The organism is Kocuria sp. HSID16901 (genome assembly GCF_003989425.1).
Lineage (GTDB): Bacteria > Actinomycetota > Actinomycetes > Actinomycetales > Micrococcaceae > Rothia > Rothia massiliensis.
Genome location: NZ_RBLM01000002.1, coordinates 181,126 through 203,455, shown reverse-complemented (window position 1 = coordinate 203,455; position 22,330 = coordinate 181,126). Strand labels below are relative to the sequence as shown.

Here is a 22,330-nt window from a genome sequence, read left to right as displayed (position 1 = left end):
GAATGACTCCGCACGTCGCAACTTTCGCCACCCGTTGTGACGGCCCTTACCATGTAGGGATGCAGGATGATTCCCAGGACACCGCAAACGTCACCGCGAAGGGTTCGATGCCCGCTCCCCCGTGGGTTGGATTGGCCGAGTCTGCCGGCCTGTTGGACGCGCAGGGTTCACTGTCCTCCACGATTTTTGAGGAAATGAGCGCGTTGGCCAACCGGCACGATGCCATCAACCTCGGTCAGGGCTTCCCGGACACGGATGGTCCCGCCGTCCTCGCGGATGCCCTGTCTCGAGCCGTGGCCCAAGGCCGGAATCAGTACGCCACCATTGCCGGCAACCCCACTCTTCGTTCGGAAATCGCCATCCATGAGGAGATCGCTGGACGACGCCGACCTGATCCGGACACCGAAATCACTGTGACGGCCGGCGCCACGGAAGCCCTCACCGCCACCATGATGGCGTACCTTCGGCCTGGCGACGAGGTCATTCTCTTCGAACCGTTTTATGACCTGTATCCGGCCATCGCTGGACTGACGGGCGCCCGAATCGTCACAGTTCCGTTGCTTCCGCCGACCTTCGCCCCAGACCTCGAACGGTTGCGGGATGCCTTTTCGGATCGCACCAGAATGGTGCTCGTCAACGATCCGCATAATCCCACCGGCGCGGTATTCGGCCACGAGACCATGCAGCTGATCGCCGATCTGGCCGAGCGTCACGACTCGATCATTCTGACCGATTCGGTGTACGAGCACATGGTGTTCAACGGAAATCCGGTGGACCTCGGTTCACTCGAGTCGGCCCGCCACCGAACCGTCCGGGTTTCCTCCGCGTCAAAGACTTTTTCGATCACCGGATGGCGCGTCGGTTGGGCCATTGCGCCTCCGGAATTGACACGCGGTTTGCGTGCCACCAAGGGATATCTCTCGCACTCCGCGGCCGCACCCCTCCAAGTTGCGGTCTCGGAAGCCATGGCTTGGGCTCGCGAACAGAGCTTCTACACCGAGCTGAACGACCAATACCTCCAACAGCGAGAGGTTCTCCTGAACGGGCTCGACGGGGGCGCCTTCCGTGCGCGCCGACCCGAAGGGACCTTTTTCGCGGTGGCCTCCACGGAGAGTGTTCCCGAAACGTGGGGGCGGGACGGCCTGGAAATCTCCCGCTCCCTCGCGGAGCGGGCGGGTGTCGCGGTGGTGCCTCTTCAGGCCTTCGCGACTGCGCCCCATCGAACCCTCTATGCCTCCTGGATCCGCTTTGCGTTCTGCAAGCGTCCCGACGTGCTCCAGCAATCGGCGGAACGCTTGCAGCGGGCGGGACTCTGATGGTCCGAGTTGCCACGCGGACCCGCAGTTGGGCCGGAGGTTAGTCCTCGCCGTCCGCGGACCCGAGTTCCGGTTCCGCAAACCAAAGCGTCGTCTCCCCATAGGCCTTATGGCCAAACCGGGATAGACCATCACCCCACGCAGGCTCGGGGCTGCGGGTCGACCTCTCCACCACGACGACGGCGCCCTCCGTCAATCGTCCGGAGAGGGACGCCAAGATCTCGGTGAGTTCGGCGTCGGTCATGGCATACGGAGGATCGACAAACACCACGTCCCAGCGGTTATCGCCATGTCCCAGGAAGGTTCCGGCCTGGGCGTTGACCACGGAGATCTCGGCGAAGAGACCCGTCTTGGCCACGACGTCGCGATTGGCCCGGCAAGCTTCCAGGGCTGCGCGGTCTCGATCGACCAGGGTCACGTGCGAGGCTCCACGGCTCGCCGCCTCTAACCCCAGGGCCCCGGACCCCGCGAAAAGGTCCAGCACGTGAGAGTCCGTGAGCACATCGTAGGTGTCTAAACGCGAGAACAGCGCCTCTTTAACGCGGTCCGTGGTGGGGCGGGTCTTGTCGCCGCGGACCGATGCCAACCGGGCGCCGCCTGCGGCACCGGCAATGATGCGTCCCATTGAGTGTCCGTCCTTGATTCGTATCTACCAGTGGCGTGCTCGAGGCAGCATCCCTCAACCACGGTAGAGGTACTCCGTATTTTCTTGACTATCGGCTTCCACCACGGCGTGCCGCAGAGTCGGGAACCTCTCCAATTGGGGGTCGTTCCCTACGAGCTCTCTCGCGTCGGCCCTCGCCTGCTCGATGATCTTGGCGTGGCGGACCACCGACAGATTGCGAAGCGTCGAGCGTCGGCCCGACTGACTGTCGCCCAGAATATCGCCTTCTCGCCGTTGCTCCAGGTCGAGCGTGGACAATTCGAATCCATCCCGGGTGGAAGCGACGGCGTCGAGCCGGGGCATCGAGGCTCCCTCACTATCTTGTTCCGTCACCAGGAGGCAGGTTCCGGCGTGACCGCCACGGCCGATCCGCCCCCGCAGCTGGTGCAAGGTCGACATTCCGAGCCGGTCCGCATCCATGATGATCATCAACGTGGCGTTGGGAACGTCGACCCCTACCTCGATCACCGTCGTCGCGACCAGAAGATCGATGTCCCCCTGGGCCATGCCGTTCATGGTCTCGGCTTTGGTGGCACCGTCCATTTTTCCGTGAAGGGCCTCGATCCGACACCCGGAGAGCACCGGCAATGACCTCAAGGTCGCGGTGAGGCCTTCTACCGACTGGAGGCGTTTGCCGGAACCGCCACGGCCGGATCCCTCCTGATCGGTGGAAGAATCGTCCGCCACGTCGGCGTCGTCGGAACCGTCCCCGATCGTGGGTACCACCACAAAGACCTGATGTCCTCGGTCGATTTCCTCCCTGGCCCTTTGCCACAAGCGGGCCTCCCACGAGGGATGATTCGCCAAGGAGACCACATGTGTGGCGACCTCTTGGCGGCCGGCGGGGAGTTCATCGAGCACCGACACGGCGAGGTCTCCGAAGACCGTCATGGCCACGGATCGAGGTATCGGCGTCGCCGTCATGACGAGCCGGTGTACGGGCGAACCGTCCGTCCCCATGAGCGCGTGACGTTGCCGCACGCCAAACCGATGTTGTTCGTCGACCACCACGAGACCCAGCTCGGCAAAACTCACGTGCTCTGCCAACACGGCGTGGGTGCCGATCACAATCGACGCCGACCCGGACGCGATGTCGGCCAGGACCCGGCGCTTCGTGGCAGCGGGCATGGACGCGGTCAGCACGACGACGCCGGCTTTCTCCGCTAGCTCGCCGAATGCGGTCCGAATAGACCGTTCGTGCTGCCCGGCCAGGACTTCCGTGGGGGCCAAGAGAACGGACTGCCCGCCGCCGTCGGCCACTTGCAACATGGCACGAAGGGCCACGAGGGTCTTCCCTGACCCGACGTCTCCTTGCAAGAGCCGATTCATGGGACGCTCCCCCGCAATATCGCTGCCGATCTCCTCACCGACCCGCTTCTGTCCGGACGTCAAGGTGAAGGGAAGGTTCGCGTTGAAAGCTTCGAGGAGGCCGCCCGCGATGGCTGGGTACGCCTTGGTGCGTTGCGCGTCCAACACGGCGGCGCGGCGGGCCAAGATCACCTGCAGCACGAGGGCCTCCCTGTACCGGAAATACCGCAACGCCCGGTGGGGATCGCCGTCCTCCCGAGGCTGATGGATCAGCCGGTAGGCCTGGGCGATGCTCGGCAATCCATGTTTGCGATGCAGGTCGCCCGGCACAGGATCGTGACAGTCTCGGAGATCCACCTTCTCCAGGAGCGTCCGCACCGCGGCCTCGATGCGATCCGTTGGGTACTTTGCGGTGGCCGGATACACCGGCAATGGCGGCAGGGGCGCGTCCGGGTCGTGCGCTTCACCGTCCAATGCGCCAGGTTCACTCAGCACCGCGTAGTGGGGGTTCGTCAGGGTCAATTGCCCCTTGAACTCCGAGACCTTGCCGGAAAACATCACGTGGTCGCCGACCGCAAGCTCTTTGGACGCGGTCCAGGCGTTGAAGAACGAGAGGGACATCGTGTTGCCCTGCGGACCCGTGGGCACCGTGACCGAGGAGCCGGCCAGCGCGTCGAGCCGTCCGGCGTCGTCAATCTCCGGCGCGAGGGATTCCTCCGGGGCCAGTTGGTCCGTGACGAGGACTTCCGCGATGGACCCTCGACGGGAGTGCAGACGACGAGTGGTCACGGAGAGGACTCGGGAAATAATCGAGACTTCCTGACCCCAGACGAGGTCGGAGAATTGGGTGAGCTCGCCCCGTGGCAGGTAACGCCGAGGAAAATATTCGAGGAGATCGCCGACCGTGTTGAGGTCGAGATGACGAGCCAGAGCATCGGCAGTCTTAGGATGCAGGACCGACCGGAGGGGACGTTCCTCGAGAGCCTCGGGTGCCATGAATCAGGTGTCCTCGGCCGAAAGCGACTCTGTGGTGATGTCCAGAGGCTTACCGAAGTGGCTCAAAACGCTCATCGCGGTGGAGGCGTCCGGTACGTGAACGTGCACGCGCCACCGAATCTTGTCGTTCGGCTCTTGGGAGACGGCGGTCATGATCACCGAGTCACCCACCTGCGACAGTTCGTGCCGGAGTTGAGCGGCGGCGAGAGCCTCGAGCTCGATGGCACACATCAACTCGACGCCGTCTTCCCCGACGGCCGGACCAGTTCCAGAAGAACCAGCGCCCCGCGTCACGGGCATATGTTCCTCGCGTTCCGCTTCAAGCCACGCAGCATATGGGCGGGCTTCGGCCCCGGGGTAGGTTTCTCCGCGAACGGTGTGGGCGAGCACGTCGAAGATGATCAACATTCCCAGCGCTCCCGCGTCCACCCGACCGCTGTCCCGAAGCACTTCCAGTTGGGTGCTGGTGCGACCGACCGACTTATGACCGACATCCACCAGATGGGTCAGCATGAGGCACAGATTCTTATTGGAATCGTCTGGATCCGTCCACTGACCGGCAGCCCGGGAGATGTCATTGACGAAGGACAAAATGGTGCCTTCCACGGGATCGTGCAAAGCGCCAAGAACTCGGGTTCGTGCATATTCCAATGCACGGGCAAAGCCAAAGGCCGTCATGCGCGTCTGATCGCGAAGAGGCTCGGCGCATCCCGCCAAAATCACCGCAAAGAGGGTTCCGGAGTTTCCCTTGGCTTCCTCAAGGCAGTGCCGCCCGCAGATCTCGAAAAGTTCCCCCACCAGCGTCGTATTGACCATGTCCGCGGCCTGCGCACCGGCCCGTACCGTGACGGCCAGATTCGTTCCGGTGTCGGCGTCGGCTACGGGAAAAATATTCAGGGAGTTCAGTTCGTCCTGGTGACGGTCCAGCACGTCCGCGGCGTCCGTCAGCCATCGCCTCATGACGGCGGCGCTAGAACCGGTCCTTTGCTGCAAAATGGTCCCATCCCCTATGAATCCGGGCTTTCCCGTCCACGAGGACGCAGGCTTCCCGGCCCGTTAATTGTCCACACGAGCCTATCGCACGTACCCCCTCGGGAAGGGGTTTCGACGAGGGAATGCAAGCCAAAAGTCCGTGGTCCTCTCCCCCAGACAACACCCACTCCAGAGGGTCGAGGCCCAGTTCCGAAGCAGCTGGGCGCAAGGGCTCGACCAGGGGTTCCAGCAAGTCCGAGTCCAGCTCGATGCGGACGTTCGATGCCGTGGCGAGGCGTTCGGCGTCCCGCAGGAGCCCATCAGAAACATCGATCATCGCGGTCGCGCCGTACTCCGCGAGGATCGGCCCCTGGACGATCGGTGGTTGGGGACGCAGCTGAGACGCCATCAGGGCGCTCAGGTCGGACCTCGGATGGGCCCAGGACTCTGGTGCCGCGGTGTCGAGGTTCGGTACCGGACCCTGGCTGGCCCTCAAAAGATCAAGGCCTGCGGCGGCCCGCCCCACCGTGCCGGCCAAAACCACGACGTCGCCCGGTTGCGCGCCTGAGCGCCTCACTACGGGAGTGCCACAGTCTCCGGAGACCGCGGTTGAGGTTTTCGCCGGTATCAGGCCAAAGGCCGCTACGGTGAGTCCGATTTCCGTTCCCGACCCCACGTCACCGCCACCGACGGTGCAGCTCGTCGCGCCCAGGGATTGGAGGGCTGCGCAGTACCCACGGGCCATGTCCTGCACCATATCCACCGATGTGTCGGGCGGGAGGACGAGGCTAATGACCAGACCCGTGGGGATCGCGCCCATAGCGGCGACATCCGCCACATTCTGAGCCGCCGATTTCCACCCCATGTCGAAGCCTGTGGTGCGGTATCCGTTGGGCCATTCGAGCAGGTAATCCTGATCCTGGGTTTGCGAGTCAATCGTGACGACGGTTCGCCCGGCGGAAAGGTCGTAGACGGCGCAGTCGTCACCCGGACCCAGCATCAGCTCGGTACCGTTATTCTGCCGAGTCACCCAGCGTCGATGTTCCTCAAATATGGCGAGGACGGGACGCAACACCTCTTCTTCGGACGTTTCTCCGACCGTCACACCGGCAGGGGCCACGGGTCAGCGGTCGTTCTGGTCTGCGGAGCGAGATTTGGACGTACGTGAAAGCACAGCCCAGATTCCGCCCAAGGCCAAGATGGTGAAGGCAAGGATCGGCCATGGCCCACGCAGCGAGCTCAGATTGCGTTGACTCGAGACGTCCTGCTGTTCCGCCCCGGCGTTAGACCGCTCGTCGATATTGCTCACGCCCGCGTTCGTGTCGGAATTCACGGCGTCCGAGTTGTCCGACTTCTTCGAATCGAGGTAGTGGCTCACCCAGCTCGAGATGCCGTTGACTTCACCCAAAGACGAACCTCCGGCGGGGCCCGACCCACCCGAATTGGATTCACCGTTCACGAGGGCACCGGGACTCGGCGATGCGACCGAGGTCGGAGCGGGTTGCGGAGTCTGAATCGTCGAGCTGGTGTCTTGAGGACCCTGCGCAGGTTGGGGCACCGAGTTCCCTGGCGTAGTCGGTTGAGGGGCCTCGACCTGTCCGCCGTTAGGGGCGGAGTCTCCGTTCGGGGCCACGGGCTGTTGGGTCGGGGCCGGCTGTTGCGTCGGGGCCGGTGCCGGAGCAGGTTGATAGGAGGGTTCCGGTGTCGGGCGGACATCGGGCGTCTTCGTCGGTTCCGGCGTCGGTTCGGGGGTAGGTTCCGTAGTCGGCGTCGGTTCAGGAATCTTGGTGGGCTCCGGGGAATGGGTGGGCTCCGGCTCCAAAGTAGGCGTCGGGTCGGGCGGCGTCGTCGGTTCGCTCGTTGGCGTGGGAACCGAGGTTTGCGACGTTTGCGGGGTGGAATCGCCGGTGCTGGGCTGGCTCGTCGTGGACCCGTTGTGGGTGGGCTCCGCGGTGCTCGTGGCCCCTGGCGTGTTGGAGGGCGACTCAGCGTTCACGGCCATGGCCGCGCTCAAGGACGTCATTCCCACGACGCCGACCGCCACCGTACACGCAACCCCGCGCACCGTGGCTATCCGCGCTTTCTTGAGAGTACGCCCCTGACTATGGCTGATGATAATGTCCGCTCCTTCCCCTGACTGAATACACAGACGGGTGCTACCTGCCCACTGGGAGGAGCCTGGACGGCACCTCCATAAGTTCATCTGAGGTATCCTCGTGGACGTGATTTCTGTACCTCAGGGTCCCTTCAAAGTCCTTAGTTTAGGGTCCAGCCCCCGGCCGTTACAAGGCAAAAAGTTCCCGGGCCGCGCCATGATTCCTCTTGCTGCCGCGCTCACGTTGGCGTTGAGCGGTTGCTCGCAGGCTGTGACGCTCGATCCGGCGCCCGACGCCGCCAACCCAGATTGTGCCAAGGCCATGGTCGCCATGCCGGACACCCTCGCCGGACAATCGAAACGGGAGACAACCGCACAGGCAACCACGGCATACGGAGACCCGGCGACCATCATCGTCAAGTGCGGCGCTCGCGTGAAGGAACCGGTCATGGATCCGTGTGTCCGAGTCAACGACGTCGACTGGACCATCCGCAAGGATGACGATCATGATGCGACTGCTTCTAAAAGTTCCGCTGGATCCAGTGCATCAGCTTCGGGTACCGCTCAGGGGCAGAATTTTGACGGCACCGGAACGTGGACTGCGACCTCATTCGGCCGCACCCCTGCCGTTCAGGTGACGTTCGATGCGGGCAAGGTGAATTCCTCGACCATCCTCGTTGATCTGCAATCGTCGGTGAATCGTATCCACCAGTCGAAGCAGTGTTCCTCGGTCTCCGATAACTTGGATCTCTCCGACCAATGATGATCACGCACGCGACGGGCGGCGGCGTGATGCCCCGCCCGCCGTGGTGCATAATCGACCGTCCGAGGACGGCGACACAGTGATCCCTTAGCGCAGACCCACCGGACGCTCTAGTGCCAACCGGATGAGCCGATCCACGAGCTCACCGTAACCAATTCCCGATTCGGCCCACATCATGCCGTACATCGAGATGGGGGTAAATCCGGGCATGGTGTTGACCTCGTTGATGACCACGCGGCCGTCGTCCGTGTAAAAGAAGTCGCAGCGTGACAGGCCTTCGCCGTCCAAGGCGAGGAACGCCTGGATCGCCTTGGCACGAATTTCCTCACGAACCTCCTGCGGAAGGTCCGCGGGGCAGCGAAGTTCCGAGGAGGAAGATTCCAGGTACTTCGCCTCGAAGTCATAGAAGGTGTGGGTGTCCCCCACGATTTCAATCTCTCCGGGGTGCGAAGCCTTCGGAAGTTCATGATTCGCACCATCCAACACGGCACACTCGATCTCACGACCGCTGATGCCTTCCTCGATCACGAGTTTGGGATCCAGTTCATGTGCCGTAGCGATCGCGGCATCCAACTGGTCCCACGAATCGATGCAGGTGATGCCGCACGAGGAACCGGCCCTGGCAGGTTTAACGAATACCGGAAGAGCGAGTTCACGAATCCGGCGCGTGACGTTCTCACGATCGTTCGCCCAATCGCGTGCCGTCACCACACGATACGGGCCGACCTCGAGCCCCGCCGCCTCGAAGGCTACCTTCATGAAGTGCTTGTCCATGCCCACGGCCGAAGCGGTGACCCCCGCCCCAACGTACGGGAGCCGAGCCATCTCGAGGAGCCCCTGGACGGTACCGTCCTCGCCGAAAGGCCCGTGCAAGAGGGGAAAGACGACGTCGAGCCGCGGTCCTTCCTCAAAGGATCCGTCCGCGTGGCGCAGGAATATACCTCGCTGCCCCTCGCCCATGGGCAAAGAAGCCTGCGGTCCTTCGCCACGAAATTCCGGGAGCTTGGATTCCGCCGCCAAACGGGACAGTTCGTCCTCGCTACTCAAGTGCCAGGTGCCTTCACGGGTAATGCCGATGAGCACCGGTTCGTATTGGTCGTGATCGAGCACGCCCAGCACGCCTTGAGCGGTAATCAGCGAAATGGAATGCTCCGACGAGACCCCTCCAAAGAGAATTCCGACGGTGGTGCGTCCTGCAGTGGCATTGGTGGTCATGGCGTTACTTTCTGACGACGTGTGGTGCAAAATTCAAGGGCCGCGGCGCAGAGTGCGTCAATGCCCGGGGGCGCTGGTTCCCTGCGGTCCCCCATGAGGAGTCTCGGCTTTGAGGGCACGGCCGAGGAGCATCGGCTGCAGCTGGTCGACGGTGATCTGCCCGTCCAAGACGGCGGAGACGGCCTCCACAATGGGCATTTCGACGCCGTGGCGTCGGGCCAGGTCGCGAACGACCGACGCTGACTTCATGCCCTCGGCGGTCTGTGTCATGCGCTGGCCGACCTCGACCTCACTCAGCCCGAGAGCCAAGAGGCGCCCGGCCGTGTGATTGCGCGACAACGGAGAGGAGCAGGTGGCCACGAGATCCCCCATGCCGGCGAGCCCAGCAAGAGTCTCGGCTCGCCCGCCCAGAGCGACCGCCAAACGCGTGGTCTCCGCCAGTCCGCGGGTCATGATGGACGACTTCGAATTGTCACCGTAGTCCCGTCCTTCGCAGATGCCTACACACAATGCGATGACGTTCTTGACGAGACCGCCCAGCTCGACGCCGACGACGTCGCCCGAGGTGTAGGGCCGAAAATACGTCGTGGCGCAAACCCGAGAGACCAGGGCGGCGGAACGCTCCGAAACGGAGGCAACGACCGAGGCCGTCGGTTGTTCTTGAATGATTTCCTTGGCCAAATTAGGGCCGGAGAGCACGGCGATTTGTTCCCCAAATCCGGGGAGCGTCTGTTCGATGACCTCCGACATGCGCAACCCGGTGCCACGCTCTAACCCTTTAGCCAGGGAGACGACCACCGCGTTGGACTCGATGATCGATGCCATCGCTACGAGCTGGGACCGCAGTGCCTGGGCCGGAATCGCGACGACGACGACGTCGGCTCCCCGCAAAGCTTCCTCAGGGTCAGACGTAAAGGAGAGATTTTCCGGCAACCGGGTGTTGGGGAAATATCGCTCGTTGATGCCAGAGGTGCTGATCGATGCCATCGAGTCACGATTGCGACCCCACAGCACGACCTCCCACGAATCTCCGTCTGATGCGCCCAAGCGGGCAGCGTCGGCCGCGACCTTGGCGAAGGCGGTGCCCCAACTTCCGGCACCTAAAACGGCGACACGGCGAGGTGTCGGTACGGATGGTGGAACGGTGGGTGCTTGCTCCTGAACGTTCACGATTTTCCTTCCGTTCGCGGGTGTCCCGGCGGGTTGAGGGGCGCCCTCGGGGTTGGCTACCTAGCGGTTTTCCCGGAAGTTCGAGGAACCCGGCGGTTCAACCGAGGATCCCACCGCCCCTCAGGGGCCTTCTCACCTCGCAATTGCTCGACCAGGCCGGTCAGCGCGTCCATCATGCGCTCCGTAGCCTCAGCCAGCGCATCACGGCTCACGTGATCCGTCCGATTCTCCGCACGAACATCCGACAGGTCGATGGGGTCTCCCACCAAGACGTGAGCGGTTTTGCGCGGGAAAAATTGGGGCTTGGTGGCCTTGGGAGCCAAGAATTCTTGGTCGCCCCAGTGAGCAATCGGCACGACGGGTGCCCCAGTGGCCAAAGCAAGCCGCGCGGCACCAGACCTACCAGCCATGGGCCAGAGGTCGGGATCTTTGGTCAAAGTTCCTTCTGGATAGATCAGCACCGCACCCCCGGCGTCGATGACCGCTCGAGCACTCTCCAACGACTTCCGCGCATCCATGGAACCGCGGAAAACGGGAATCTGTGCGGTGCGGTGAAGTATGGTGCCGACCACCGGAATGCGGAACAGGGACTCTTTGGCGAGGAAACGCGGGATCGTTCCGGACATGTACACGAGGTACGCGACCGTCAACGGATCCACCTCGGTCACATGGTTTGCGACCACGATGTACCCCTGGTCGCGCGGCAATTTTTCCACGCCTTTCCAGGAACGCTTCATGGCCAGGTCCAACGCACGTCGCACGACCGCCGCGGTCGCCCGAAACAGCAGATCCCCGCCGCGACTCGGTGCCACGGTCTCCAAGGGCCGCTTCTTCTTCGACGGCGCGGATTCACGCACTCCCGCTTTTCCTTCGCCCGCCATGACTGCTAGGCCGCCAGGTCTTCGATGTCGAACTTTGCTCCGAGGCCTTCCAGCTTCGCAACGAATCGCTCGTAACCGCGATTGATGAGTTCGACTCCGGTCACCTTGGAGTCACCTTCGGCGGCCAAAGCCGCGATCAGGTGGCTGAACCCGCCGCGAAGATCCGGAATATTGATGTCGGTTCCGTGCAACGGCGTCGGTCCCGAAATGACCGCCGAGTGCAGGAAGTTGCGCTGCCCGAAACGGCATGGGACCGAGCCGAGGCATTCGCGATGAAGCTGAATGGTCGCGCCCATGCGGTTGAGAGCCCCGGTAAATCCGAAACGGTTTTCATACACGGTTTCGTGGACGATCGAGACGCCGTCGGCCTGTGTCAACGCCACCACCAAGGGCTGCTGCCAGTCGGTCATGAAGCCAGGGTGCACGTTGGTCTCGACGATGAGCGGGTTCAGTTTGCCACCAGGGTGGTAGAACCGGATGCCTTCGTCCGTGATGTCGAGGCCACCGCCAATTTTCCGGAATGTATTCAAGTAGGCCATCATGTCGGCCTGATGAGCTCCACGAACGAAGATGTCGCCGCCGGTGGCCAGCGCAGCGGAACCCCAGGATGCCGCCTCGATGCGGTCTGGCAGGGCCTTGTGGTTATATCCGCTGAGGCTCGGGACACCTTCGATGTGAATCACGCGATCGGTCTGAACCGTGATGATCGCGCCCATCTTCTGCAAGATCGCGATGAGATCCATGATTTCGGGCTCAGTGGCCGCACCGCGCAATTCGGTGTTGCCCTCAGCGCGCGTGGCCGTCAGCAGGACCTGCTCGGTTGCTCCCACAGAGGGGTACGGCAGGTCGATTTTTGCCCCGCGCAAACCCTTGGGTGCGGTCATCCGAATACCCGACGGAAGTTTATCGACCTCAGCACCGAAGTTCCGCAGAACCTCTAAGTGGTAATCGATCGGGCGGTCGCCGATTTTGCATCCGCCGAGGTCCGGAATGAAGGCCTCGCCAATGGCATGCAACAACGGGCCACACAGCAGGATCGGGATGCGGGAGTCACCCGCATGCGCGTCGATATCCGCGTGTCGGGCCACCGAGACGTTAGTGGGGTCCAGCTTGAGATCCCCGTTCTCGGGATCCTTGTTAACCGTGACGCCGTGCAAGGACAGCAAGTCGGTCACGACATTGACGTCCTTAATTTCCGGGACGCTACGCAAGACGGACGGGCTTGCACCGAGTAGGGCCGCGACCATGGCCTTCGGCACGAGATTTTTCGCGCCACGGACCGAGACTTCCCCTCGGAGGGGTTCCCCACCCTGTATGTGCAATGCGCCGATCATAGAGTTCCAATCCTCGTGTGTGCGGGCGAGAAAAGCCCGACGATTCGCGCGTGTCCGCAAGTGACACGCATTCTGGGACCATTTTACGGTACCAATGCGCCCGTCGAATGCGACTCACCCTTCCCGCGCCGTCGCGAGTCCGGAACAACCTTTTTCGGGAGTGTGCACGGCGCAGACCGGCCGCTCCTCACGCCTCGGGGCGGTTGAAGAGCGGCCGGGAATCTTTCGTCACACTAGAACTTCGCCGGTAGCGTACGGGGTTTGAAGGAAGGACGCTCGGCCTCGAAAGCCTCAATCGCGTCCTCATGCTGGAGGGTCAGAGAAATATCGTCTAGCCCATTCATGAGGCGCCAGCGGGTGTATTCGTCGATCTGCAACGTCACGGTCAATGAGCCGCATGTCACTGTCCGTGATTCCAGATCGACCGTCACCTGGATTCCGGGGTTCTCCTCGATGGATTTCCAGATCAGCTCGATATCTTGCTGCTCCAGCTGGGCCGCGACGAGGCCCTGCTTACCGGAATTTCCTCGGAAGATATCCGCAAATCGCGACGAGAGGACCACGCGGAACCCGTAGTCTTTCAAGGCCCACACGGCATGCTCGCGAGAAGATCCTGTACCGAAATCTGGACCGGCCACCAAGACGCTCGCATGACGGAACGGCTGTTGATTGAGGACGAATTCCGGGTCCTTCCGCCACCCCGCAAACAAGGCATCGTCGAATCCCGTTTTAGTGATTCGCTTCAGGTATACGGCCGGAATGATTTGGTCGGTATCCACATTCGAGGCCCGCAAAGGTGCGGCGACGCCGGTGTGTTGAGTAATCGGTTCCATCGGTTCCTCCTAGGCTTCCTGCAAGTCGGACGGCGAGCTCAACGTGCCTCGCACTGCTGTCGCCGCTGCGACTAGGGGCGAGACGAGGTGGGTGCGGCCGCCTTTACCTTGCCGTCCCTCGAAATTTCGGTTGGAGGTTGATGCGCAACGCTCCCCCGGGGCCAACTGGTCTGGATTCATGCCAAGACACATCGAACATCCCGCAAACCGCCAGTCGGCGCCGAATTCCTGGAACACTCGGTCCAGGCCTTCCTCTTCCGCCTGAAGACGCACGCGTGCCGATCCCGGGACAACCATCATGCGGATGTTCGGGGCTTTCGTCCTCCCTCGGAGGATCTCCGCCGCCGCGCGAAGATCCTCGATGCGGGAATTGGTGCATGACCCTAGGAACACCGTGTCTACGGCAATATCCTTCATGGGCGTGCCTGCTTTAAGGTCCATGTACTCGAGGGCCTTGACCGCCGATGCCTTGGCGTTCTCGTCACCCGCATCCTCTGGATCCGGGACACATTCGGAGAGAGCCACACCCTGGCCAGGGTTGGTTCCCCACGTCACGAATGGCTCCAGCTCGTTCGCATCGATGACAACCTCGGCGTCGAACGATGCGCCCTCATCGGTACGCAATGACGACCAGTATTCGACCGCACGATCCCAGTCTTCTCCTTGGGGCGCATGCGGCCGTTGTCGAACGTAGTCGAACGTCGTCTGGTCTGGGGCAACCATGCCGGCACGCGCGCCTGCCTCGATCGACATGTTGCAGATGGTCATGCGGCCCTCGATCGACAATTCTTCGATCGCGGAGCCTCGGTATTCCAGCACGTAGCCTTGCCCGCCGCCGGTTCCAATTTTCGCGATGACGGCAAGAATGATGTCTTTGGCCGTCACGCCCGGCTTGAGGTGACCGTTGACGGTAATGGCCATCGTCTTGAAGGGCGCCAAGGAAAGGGTCTGGGTTGCCATCACATGCTCGACCTCGCTGGTACCGATGCCGAAGGCCAAGGCGCCAAAGGCACCGTGAGTCGAGGTGTGCGAGTCTCCACAGACGACCGTCATGCCGGGTTGAGTCAAACCCAGCTGGGGACCGACGACGTGCACGATGCCCTGTTCCGCGTCTCCCAGTGAATGAATTCGCACGCCGAATTCCTCGGCATTCGCACGCAAAGTTTCGATTTGTTGCCGCGATGTCTGGTCAGCGATGCGAGAAAAAATATCTTGCGTCGGAGTGTTGTGGTCTTCCGTCGCGATCGTCAGATCCGGGCGACGAAGTTTCCGACCGGCCAGGCGAAGGCCTTCAAAGGCCTGAGGAGAGGTCACCTCGTGGACGAGATGCAGATCGATGTAGATGAGGTCGGGACGGCCATCTTCGCCCGCGACGACGCGGTGATCCGACCAAACCTTCTCGGCCAAGGTCATTGGGCGATGCGCTGAGTCAACCAAGGTGTCCTCCGATGTCCTGTGTGTGTTGCTCTCATTGTGCCCGGCGATTTTTGGGCTTTCCACAACGTGGACTTGCATTCCAACATTTGAGACCTCACCATTAGCACCATGAGCCATTCTCCAGAATCAACAGACGACACCACGGCCGAGAGCATTGCCCCGCCCACAGGAACCGCCCGAGAGGGAATCCTGGGAGGCAAAGGAACGGCCAATCCCATGTCCGTTACCGTTCACCCCAGCGGCGTCGGCGTTCTGGACAAGGCAACCCATATTCTCGATTGTCTCGAGGCGGGGCCCGCGAGCCTCTCCCAGCTCGTGGAAGCGACCGGACTCGCACGTCCCACCGCACATCGACTTGCGGTGGCACTCACCCACCATCGTCTGGTCTCCAGGGACATCCAAGGCCGTTTCGTACTCGGTCCTCGCCTCGGAGAGCTGGCCTCGGCGGCCGGTGAAGACCGTTTGATTGCCGCGGCGGGCCCGGTGCTCAATCAGTTGCGCAACCTGACCGGGGAGTCCTCGCAGGTGTACCGACGTCAGGGAGAATGGCGAATCTGCGTGGCGTCTGCGGAACGGCCGATCGGATTACGAGACACGATCCCCGTGGGAACTCAGCTGTCCATGAAGGCCGGATCGGCTGCTCAGGTGCTCATCGCGTGGGAGGATCACAACCGACTCTTGGACGGCTTGCGTCAGGCTCGCTTCTCGGCAACGGTGCTCTCCGCGGTTCGACGCCGTGGCTGGGCGCAGTCTGTCGGGGAAAGAGAACGAGGTATCGCCTCGGTCTCGGCTCCCGTCCGTAATCCTTCGGGAAAGGTCATCGCAGCCGTCTCCATCTCTGGCCCGATCGAACGGCTCACGAGGCAACCTGGCCGCCTCCACGCCGACGTCGTATGTCAGGCGGCGCGGCAACTCACCGATGCGCTCCGCGCGCATCAGTAAATGTGATGGTCGCTGGCCTGAGATAACGACAAGAGCATCCGGTTCCGACGCTCTAAAACCTCACCCATCGGCGCCAAGACTTCTCGTTCGCCGACCTGCCGACACTGCTCATGGATGCGGGCTCGCAATCGCTTGGCGTGCAGTCTCGCGCTCAAACCACGAATCCAGGCCGCCACCCCGCTCGTCACAAGGCCTAGCGCCACGCCACCAGCAAGGAGCACGGTGGGCACCGGAATACCCGTCCCCCGTACATCGGGGGGATCCGCGAGGGGCATCCTCACGTAATCGGCCGCAAAAAGCGCGGTCAGCCAGCCGATGCCTACCACCAAAGTAGCCAGTGCCAGCCATTGCACGACGTTGAGGGGACCCCACCACCAACGACGACGCTCCGTCTCGAAGTCCGACGCCGTGACGGCGCGCTCCAGGGCGTCGGGAATCGCGGACATCCGAGAACGACCGGCGTCTCGCACGGCATGATGCCAAGGCTCCCCCACGCCACTCGCAGACTCCTCAGCGCACCGGCGAATGGCCGCAGACACGGTAGCTCGGGCGCCGGCGTCGAACTCTGGAAGAGCTTGCCTGCTCATGCCGGCGTGATCGCCGGTAGGCCGGGTGATTCCCACTCTCCGCAAGGGGTCTTGACCCACACGACGGACCCATCGCAACGGAGGCCACGCGGTGTGCCGGGCCGAGCGTCGTAGCTGGGAACGCCGGGAAGCTTCGACCAAGTCGTCGGCGCGAAGAGCCGAGGACAACCCCACGGCGAGGTCATCAGCGGCTCGCCCTCCGATCTCGATCTGTTCGGGGCCGCCGTCATAACGGGAGAGCCGCTCCGCTACGGCGTCGAGGTCCCCGGCGAGTCGACGGTTAAGGGCATCCTTGCCTCGGACGACGTCGTTGATAGCCTCGCCCAATTCATCAATACCCCTACCGTCCCGCGCCGACACGGCAAAGGGCGGACGCGCCAGGTGGGACGCCGCGCCATCTATGTCGAGGCGTTCGGCCAAGTGATCGAGCACCGGTGGCAACTCCGTGTCGTGGAGGGTATCGGCTTGATTGAGCACGGCGAGCATCAGGCCCCCGTGCCGCGAGAGCGGGGTGATGAATTCGGCATGGATCAGATGGTCCGCGTACTTCTGCGGATCGAAGACCCACACCATGACGTCGACTCGTTCGGCAAAACGTTCGACCACCTCACGGTTGAGACGTCGAATCGAATCGAAATCGGGCAGATCCACGAGGACCACGCCACCGGACGATTCGTTCCCGCCACCGCCCGGGAAGGCCTGACGACGCAATTTTTCCCAGAACGACTTTTCACCAACCGCCCCTGGTCGGTGCCCCGAGCCCAGACGATGAACGGTTTCAATGCCCAACCATTGTGTGAGCGGCCGATGATCGCCCTCGCCCCAGACGGCCGCCATAGGCTCAGTGGTTGCCGGGCGTGTAACGGCCACTGTCGCAAAATTCTTGCCCGTGACGGCGTTGAACAGGCTGGACTTTCCGGAACCCGTGGCTCCGAAGAATCCCACGACCGTATCCTCGGCACAGACGCCGGCCCGCTCCAGGACCCGCCCCACCACGTCGTCGGCCTGAGCCACGACGTCGTCCGGCACTATCCCCCGGCCCGCATCGAGGGCCTCCGAAAGGGCCGCGGCTCGCTGGTCGATGCTGAACAGCTCGTCGTTTTTCATTCCCGACCGCCCTTTTTCACGTGTCGCTCGCGTGAGCGGAGCTCCCGCCCGGCAGCCGCCATCCGTTGCCTCGTTTCGGCAATTACCCGCACAGCGTCTTCCGTTTCGGGCAGACGCGCCCGAAAAGCCTCCATTGCCTCGTCCAAGAGTTCGTCAATCCGTTTCACGAGGTCGGAGCGCGCTTGTTCGGCCATCCGGCGCACCGCATCTTCTCCGAAAATGGCCTCCAGGAGTTTGAGCCCGACGACGCCGGTTCCCCCGGCGATGCCCACCTCGATTCCCGTGAGGCCACCTGTAGCCGAAAACACCACGATCATCAGGACGACCGCAGCAGTGTTCAGACCCATCGAGAGGAAGCGAGCACGCTGCCTCTTGCCGGCACCTTCCGTTGACATCATGGTCATAATGCCTTGTTGCCAGGCCCGGATTTCTTCTTGGGTACGGTCCGAAAAGTCCGAAGGCAGGTGACCGAGGTCGTCCCCGTCCAAAAGACCACGTCCGGCCGGGTCTCGGTACCAGGCACGGTGGGCGTCCTCCACAGCCGTTGCCGTCTCCTCGACGATCACGCGAAATAACCCCGATTCGAGCTCCGACTCGATGCGCTCGGCACGTCGCGGGTTTCCTCGCAGATAGTTCCCGAGCTTGTCCCTCACACGACCGACGCCGTTTTCCAGCCGGCGGAACCATTCGCCCGTCCCCACGAATTCCTGCCACCGGGTGAGCACCTCGCCCCGTAGCAAGGCGCCGTCGCTCATCGAATCCACGATATTTTTGCGGGCGGCTTCTTGGGCGGCAACGACGTCGTGCTCCAACTGTTCGAGAGCTTCGTGCTGTTCTCGGACCGTCTCTTGGAGGGCCGCGAGATCGGCATCGAGGGCGTCCACTGCACCCGCCAAGGAGCTCGCCGCGATATCCGCTCGGGCCTCTGCATCTCGACCCAAAGCATCGAGCCACGACCGGAGCCCTTCAACTGCCGACTCCGGAAGCATGCCGCGTTCGTCCCGCTCCTGTTCAGAAATCGACACCGTCAAGGTGGGGTGCAATCCCTTTTCGGCCAGTAGACGCCGCAGGTCTGCGAGGATTTCAGCTCCCCCACCGGCCGGCACACGGTTCAGGACGACCGCCACGGCGATCCGGCGCTCGGCCGCTCGTTCCAGGACGGCCCAAGGAACCGCGTCCGCATATCGATTGGCTGTGGTCACAAAGAGCCAGACGTCGGCGGCCTCGAGCAGCTGCCTGGATAATCGCCTGTTGTCGTCCGACACAGAATCAAGATCCGGTGCATCGATCAGTGCGATGCCGCCCGGCGCGGCGTCGCTCACGCACACTTCGAGTTCTTGATCATCGTTGCCGGACTTGGTCGATCCGTGTTCGACGCGCGGCATGTGAGGCAGTAGCCGGTCGGGTCCCATCCATGCCGTGTCTTCGGCCCGGTGTACTAAGACAGGACGACGAGTAGTTGGGCGCACCACGCCCGAGGCGCTGACACTGGCCCGCATGAGGGAGTTGACCAAAGTGGACTTGCCTGCTCCGGTCGAGCCACCGACAACCATGGTGAGAGGCGACTCCAGATGCCGGGCTCGAGGCAAGAAATAGTCGCGCACCTGGCCTATCAAGCGATCTCGCATCAGGCGGCCTGATGCGACGTTCCGAGTTTCCACGGGGAAATCGACGCGGTTCAGGGCATATTCAAGCCCCTCACAGGCGGTGAGAAATGATGCGTGCTCGGGTGTATCCACGGTGCCATCTTGGCATACACAGGAGCGGCTCCGAAGAAAGAACCGTCAGATACGCAAAAAGTCCGGCACAATGTGCCGGACTTTTTGTAGCCGTGACCCCAACCGGATTCGAACCGGTGTTGCCGCCGTGAGAGGGCGGAGTACTAGGCCGCTATACGATGGGGCCAAATTGATTTCCTGTGAAAGATGTATTCTTTTCTCAGGAAGACTCGACTTAGTTTACACACTTTCAAGTGTGTTTCCAAATCGAAGAATGTTACTTCCATCACTGTTGAAAGTGATGATCCGTAACCGCTGGGATACCAGGACTCGAACCTAGAACGACGGTACCAGAAACCGCTGTGTTGCCAATTACACCATATCCCACTGTGCGTCTGCGCCCTGGCCGAAAGGCCCTGCGTCATCGCCGCAACGAATAAAGACTCTACCGCCCCATCCCAGGCCGTGCAAGCTGAGAGGACGTGGGGTACGACACTCGCAATTCACCCCGAGTTCGTTTGCGCCCCACGTCCACGACCGACTCCAGCGGCATGACCTCCCGACACACGACATAGCCACATGTGTCGAGAGGCCATGGACCCGTGTCGGCTAGGAGCTGGATGCCGCCAGGTCTTGCCGCAAGGCCTTGATTCTCGCCAGCGACGACTCCCGTCCCAAGATTTCGAGCGACTCAAAGAGGGGCGGGGAAATTCGAGCCCCGGAAACCGCGATACGCACCGGGCCGAAGGCCAAGCGCGGCTTGATCTCCAAGCCTTCAACGATGGCTTCACGGAGTGCTTGTTCGATCGTTGATGCCTCCCAGGATTCAAGGTTCGTCAACGCTGCTTCCGCCGCTTCCAGGACCTGAGGCGCGGATTCCTTGAGTTGCTTCCGGGCGTCGTCGGCAATCTCGATGTCGGAATCGGCGCGGAAGAGGAATCCGAGGAGTCCAGGGGCCTCCCCCAGCAACTGCATACGCTCCTGGACCAGCGGAGCGGCCTGGCGGAGAATGGCGCGCTCCCGGTCACTGAGTTCCTCACCGACAATGCCTCCCTGCCGCAAATACGGCAACAGACGCTCTTCGAAGTCGGCCGGCTCGAGCATCCGAATGTGCTGCCCGTTAATCGCTTCCGCTTTTTTGACATCAAATCGTGCGGGATTCGCCAAAACATCATGAACGTCGAAATTCTCCACGAGCTGTTCCACGGTGAAGATATCTTCGTCCGCAGAAAGCGACCATCCCAGGAGCGAAAGGTAATTGAGAAGGCCTTCCTTGATGAAGCCTGATTCCCGCAACAAGAACAGATTGGACTCGGGATCGCGCTTGGAAAGCTTTTTATTTCCCTGACCCATGACGTAGGGAAGGTGCCCAAATTCAGGAATAAATTCCGCGACGCCCACCTGGACAAGCGCCCGGTACAAGGCGATTTGCCGCGGTGTCGAGGAGAGAAGATCCTCGCCCCGAAGCACGTGGGTAATGCCCATCAGAGCGTCATCGACGGGGTTGACCAAGGTGTACAACGGCTTGCCATTGGCGCGAACCACGACGTAGTCGGGAACAGAACCGGCTTTGAAGGTGATCTCCCCTCGGACGACGTCGTTGAACGTGATGTCCTCATCCGGCATTCGCAAACGAAGCACCGGCTCCCGGCCCTCTTCACGGAACGCGGCCTTCTGTTCCTCCGTGAGATTTCGGTCGTAATTGTCGTATCCGAGCTTGGGGTCTTCGCCCTTGGCGCGGTGACGCTCCTCAACTTCCGCAGGAGTCGAGAAGTCCTCATAGAGGAAGCCGCCCTCTTGTAGTTTGCCGATGACCTCTTGATAGATCTCACCGCGCTGGGACTGACGATAGGGCTCGTGGGGACCACCAACGTCCACGCCTTCGTCCCACTCAATCCCCAACCAGCGCAGAGATTCGAGAACCTGGTGGAACGACTCCTCCGAATCGCGTTGGGCGTCCGTGTCTTCGATGCGAAACACGAGCTTTCCACCCGTGTGACGGGCATGGGCCCAGTTAAATAATGCGGTACGGACCATGCCCACGTGCGGAGTTCCCGTGGGCGACGGGCAGAATCGAACGCGGACGGGGCGGTCCTCGCTCACGGTGGGCTGAATAGCTTCGGTCGTCATGATGATGAGTTACACGTCTCTTTCGTCGTCGGTGGGGCTCGGGACAAGAACCACCCAGTTCAGCGGACTGTGGTCTTAGGCCCGACGCATGCGGTTGGTCAGCGCTCCAATGCCTTGGATTTCGATCTCGACTTCCTGGCCGTCGTCGACGAGGCCCACGCCCGCGGGCGTTCCCGTCAAAATCACGTCACCAGGCAAGAGTGTGAAGGCTTCGGAGATGTGGGAAATCAATTCGGCGACACCGAAGGTCATGTCCTTGGTCGAGCCATCTTGTTTGAGATCTCCGTCAACCCACGAGCGAATCGAAAGGTCTTCGGTTTCCAGCTCGGTCTCGATCCACGGGCCCAAGGGGCACGCGCCGTCGAAACCTTTAGCGCGCGTCCATTGCAGATCAGAACGCTGGAGGTCCCGGGCGGTGAGGTCATTACCGCAGGTGTACCCGAAAACGACCTCGGGCACGCGCTCCGGAGGAACCGACTTACACATGCGGCCGATGACGACCGCAAGTTCGGCCTCGTACGAGACTTCCTCGCTGTTGTCCGGCAACGTGACAGGGTCTCCGGGGCCAACCACAGACGTATTTGGTTTGAGGAAAAACTGGGGAGTCGTCGGCGCTTCGTTGCCTAATTCGCTGGCATGGTCGTTCCAGTTGCGAGCCACGGCGACTACTTTGGAACGCGGGATGATCGGCGCAACGAGCCGAACGTCCTCCATTGAATAGGTTTTGTCCACGGGGTTAATTCCCGTGTAGAAGGGGTCTCCAGCGAGCACCGTCAGGGTTTCCTGACCTTCTTCTCCGTCGACCCGTCCGTAAAACAGCTGGTCCTCTGCGGTAAATCGAGCAATGCGCATGCCCCTAGGT

The 22,330-nt window shown here is 62.2% G+C and carries 19 protein-coding genes and 2 tRNA genes; 4 read left to right on the top strand and 17 right to left on the bottom strand.

Translation table 11 applies throughout. The features are described from left to right. The first annotated feature begins 59 nt into the window (after positions 1–59). Entirely contained in the window at positions 60–1,316 is a 1,257-nt protein-coding gene (locus D8M21_RS03120; protein ID WP_238651003.1) for an aminotransferase class I/II-fold pyridoxal phosphate-dependent enzyme, read from the top strand. 40 nt (positions 1,317–1,356) lie between these two features. On the opposite strand, the gene rsmD is transcribed toward D8M21_RS03120, so the two are convergent. The 5 genes from rsmD to D8M21_RS03095 are packed head-to-tail and all read right to left on the bottom strand — an operon-like array spanning position 1,357 to position 6,814. Beyond that, on the bottom strand, positions 1,357–1,941 hold the full coding sequence (rsmD, locus tag D8M21_RS03115; RefSeq protein ID WP_048678086.1) for a 16S rRNA (guanine(966)-N(2))-methyltransferase RsmD: 585 nt from the start codon (positions 1,939–1,941) through the stop codon (positions 1,357–1,359). Positions 1,942–1,995: 54 nt separating this feature from the next. Further along, positions 1,996–4,284: an ATP-dependent DNA helicase RecG gene (locus D8M21_RS03110; RefSeq protein ID WP_048678084.1), complete on the bottom strand. Its 2,289-nt coding sequence runs from the start codon at positions 4,282–4,284 to the stop codon at positions 1,996–1,998. 3 nt (positions 4,285–4,287) lie between these two features. Next, the gene (locus D8M21_RS03105; RefSeq protein ID WP_126855652.1) at positions 4,288–5,244 is read right to left on the bottom strand and encodes a DAK2 domain-containing protein; all 957 of its coding nucleotides are present in this window, start codon (positions 5,242–5,244) and stop codon (positions 4,288–4,290) included. Between the two features lie 10 nt (positions 5,245–5,254). Then, positions 5,255–6,361: a thiamine-phosphate kinase gene (thiL, locus tag D8M21_RS03100; protein WP_126855651.1), complete on the bottom strand. Its 1,107-nt coding sequence runs from the start codon at positions 6,359–6,361 to the stop codon at positions 5,255–5,257. 18 nt (positions 6,362–6,379) lie between these two features. Beyond that, positions 6,380–6,814, bottom strand: a complete 435-nt coding sequence (locus D8M21_RS03095; RefSeq protein WP_082156584.1) for a hypothetical protein — start codon at positions 6,812–6,814, stop codon at positions 6,380–6,382. A gap of 229 nt (positions 6,815–7,043) precedes the next feature. Between D8M21_RS03095 and D8M21_RS03090 the strand changes: the two genes are divergently transcribed. Both D8M21_RS03090 and D8M21_RS03085 read left to right on the top strand, forming a co-directional pair. Beyond that, positions 7,044–7,358: a hypothetical protein gene (locus D8M21_RS03090; RefSeq protein WP_126855650.1), complete on the top strand. Its 315-nt coding sequence runs from the start codon at positions 7,044–7,046 to the stop codon at positions 7,356–7,358. A 210-nt stretch (positions 7,359–7,568) separates the two neighbouring features. Then, the gene (locus D8M21_RS03085) at positions 7,569–8,114 is read left to right on the top strand and encodes a DUF3515 family protein (protein WP_048678077.1); all 546 of its coding nucleotides are present in this window, start codon (positions 7,569–7,571) and stop codon (positions 8,112–8,114) included. Between the two features lie 87 nt (positions 8,115–8,201). Here the strand turns inward: D8M21_RS03085 and D8M21_RS03080 are convergent, their stop codons facing one another. The 6 genes from D8M21_RS03080 to leuC all read right to left on the bottom strand — a co-directional run bounded on the left by D8M21_RS03080 (position 8,202) and on the right by leuC (position 14,960). Continuing rightward, positions 8,202–9,329: a D-alanine--D-alanine ligase family protein gene (locus D8M21_RS03080; protein WP_048678074.1), complete on the bottom strand. Its 1,128-nt coding sequence runs from the start codon at positions 9,327–9,329 to the stop codon at positions 8,202–8,204. 57 nt (positions 9,330–9,386) lie between these two features. Then, the gene (locus D8M21_RS03075) at positions 9,387–10,499 is read right to left on the bottom strand and encodes an NAD(P)H-dependent glycerol-3-phosphate dehydrogenase (protein ID WP_174229709.1); all 1,113 of its coding nucleotides are present in this window, start codon (positions 10,497–10,499) and stop codon (positions 9,387–9,389) included. Positions 10,500–10,555: 56 nt separating this feature from the next. Then, entirely contained in the window at positions 10,556–11,356 is an 801-nt protein-coding gene (locus D8M21_RS03070; RefSeq protein ID WP_238651001.1) for a lysophospholipid acyltransferase family protein, read from the bottom strand. A gap of 29 nt (positions 11,357–11,385) precedes the next feature. After that, a complete protein-coding gene (gene murA, locus D8M21_RS03065) occupies positions 11,386–12,714 on the bottom strand; it encodes a UDP-N-acetylglucosamine 1-carboxyvinyltransferase (RefSeq protein WP_048678070.1) in 1,329 nt (442 codons plus the stop codon). 233 nt (positions 12,715–12,947) lie between these two features. Continuing rightward, positions 12,948–13,547, bottom strand: coding sequence for a 3-isopropylmalate dehydratase small subunit (leuD, locus tag D8M21_RS03060; protein WP_048678069.1), 600 nt, complete (start codon positions 13,545–13,547; stop codon positions 12,948–12,950). Between the two features lie 9 nt (positions 13,548–13,556). Beyond that, positions 13,557–14,960, bottom strand: a complete 1,404-nt coding sequence (leuC, locus tag D8M21_RS03055; RefSeq protein ID WP_048678068.1) for a 3-isopropylmalate dehydratase large subunit — start codon at positions 14,958–14,960, stop codon at positions 13,557–13,559. 240 nt (positions 14,961–15,200) lie between these two features. Between leuC and D8M21_RS03050 the strand changes: the two genes are divergently transcribed. Beyond that, complete coding sequence (locus D8M21_RS03050; protein ID WP_048678559.1) at positions 15,201–15,926, top strand: IclR family transcriptional regulator; 726 nt, start codon at positions 15,201–15,203, stop codon at positions 15,924–15,926. Here the strand turns inward: D8M21_RS03050 and D8M21_RS03045 are convergent. The 6 genes from D8M21_RS03045 to D8M21_RS03020 all read right to left on the bottom strand — a co-directional run bounded on the left by D8M21_RS03045 (position 15,920) and on the right by D8M21_RS03020 (position 22,320). Next, positions 15,920–17,620 (bottom strand): GTPase, encoded by a 1,701-nt coding sequence (locus tag D8M21_RS03045; RefSeq protein WP_048678067.1) that lies wholly within the window; start codon positions 17,618–17,620, stop codon positions 15,920–15,922. The two genes, D8M21_RS03050 and D8M21_RS03045, sit on opposite strands and share 7 nt — an antisense overlap. Next, positions 17,617–19,359: a dynamin family protein gene (locus D8M21_RS03040; RefSeq protein WP_053089905.1), complete on the bottom strand. Its 1,743-nt coding sequence runs from the start codon at positions 19,357–19,359 to the stop codon at positions 17,617–17,619. Before D8M21_RS03040 ends, D8M21_RS03045 begins: the two co-directional genes overlap by 4 nt. A gap of 93 nt (positions 19,360–19,452) precedes the next feature. Continuing rightward, positions 19,453–19,525, bottom strand: a tRNA-Glu gene (locus tag D8M21_RS03035). Positions 19,526–19,653: 128 nt separating this feature from the next. Next, positions 19,654–19,725 (bottom strand) — tRNA-Gln (locus D8M21_RS03030). A gap of 222 nt (positions 19,726–19,947) precedes the next feature. After that, positions 19,948–21,468, bottom strand: coding sequence for a glutamate--tRNA ligase (gene gltX, locus D8M21_RS03025; protein ID WP_048678065.1), 1,521 nt, complete (start codon positions 21,466–21,468; stop codon positions 19,948–19,950). A 75-nt stretch (positions 21,469–21,543) separates the two neighbouring features. Further along, on the bottom strand, positions 21,544–22,320 hold the full coding sequence (locus D8M21_RS03020) for a fumarylacetoacetate hydrolase family protein (protein WP_048678064.1): 777 nt from the start codon (positions 22,318–22,320) through the stop codon (positions 21,544–21,546). Positions 22,321–22,330: the final 10 nt, after the last annotated feature.

Excerpts from the sequence above, each read along its gene's own strand:
- D8M21_RS03050 (WP_048678559.1), top strand. The coding sequence starts at position 15,201 with ATGTCCGTTACCGTTCACCCCAGCGGCGTCGGCGTTCTGGACAAGGCA.
- leuC (WP_048678068.1), bottom strand. The coding sequence starts at position 14,960 with ATGACCTTGGCCGAGAAGGTTTGGTCGGATCACCGCGTCGTCGCGGGC.
- D8M21_RS03020 (WP_048678064.1), bottom strand. The coding sequence starts at position 22,320 with ATGCGCATTGCTCGATTTACCGCAGAGGACCAGCTGTTTTACGGACGG.
- gltX (WP_048678065.1), bottom strand. The coding sequence starts at position 21,468 with ATGACGACCGAAGCTATTCAGCCCACCGTGAGCGAGGACCGCCCCGTC.
- D8M21_RS03045 (WP_048678067.1), bottom strand. The coding sequence starts at position 17,620 with ATGAAAAACGACGAGCTGTTCAGCATCGACCAGCGAGCCGCGGCCCTT.
- rsmD (WP_048678086.1), bottom strand. The coding sequence starts at position 1,941 with ATGGGACGCATCATTGCCGGTGCCGCAGGCGGCGCCCGGTTGGCATCG.
- D8M21_RS03110 (WP_048678084.1), bottom strand. The coding sequence starts at position 4,284 with ATGGCACCCGAGGCTCTCGAGGAACGTCCCCTCCGGTCGGTCCTGCAT.
- D8M21_RS03120 (WP_238651003.1), top strand. The coding sequence starts at position 60 with ATGCAGGATGATTCCCAGGACACCGCAAACGTCACCGCGAAGGGTTCG.
- murA (WP_048678070.1), bottom strand. The coding sequence starts at position 12,714 with ATGATCGGCGCATTGCACATACAGGGTGGGGAACCCCTCCGAGGGGAA.
- D8M21_RS03085 (WP_048678077.1), top strand. The coding sequence starts at position 7,569 with ATGATTCCTCTTGCTGCCGCGCTCACGTTGGCGTTGAGCGGTTGCTCG.
- leuD (WP_048678069.1), bottom strand. The coding sequence starts at position 13,547 with ATGGAACCGATTACTCAACACACCGGCGTCGCCGCACCTTTGCGGGCC.
- D8M21_RS03080 (WP_048678074.1), bottom strand. The coding sequence starts at position 9,329 with ATGACCACCAATGCCACTGCAGGACGCACCACCGTCGGAATTCTCTTT.
- D8M21_RS03105 (WP_126855652.1), bottom strand. The coding sequence starts at position 5,244 with ATGAGGCGATGGCTGACGGACGCCGCGGACGTGCTGGACCGTCACCAG.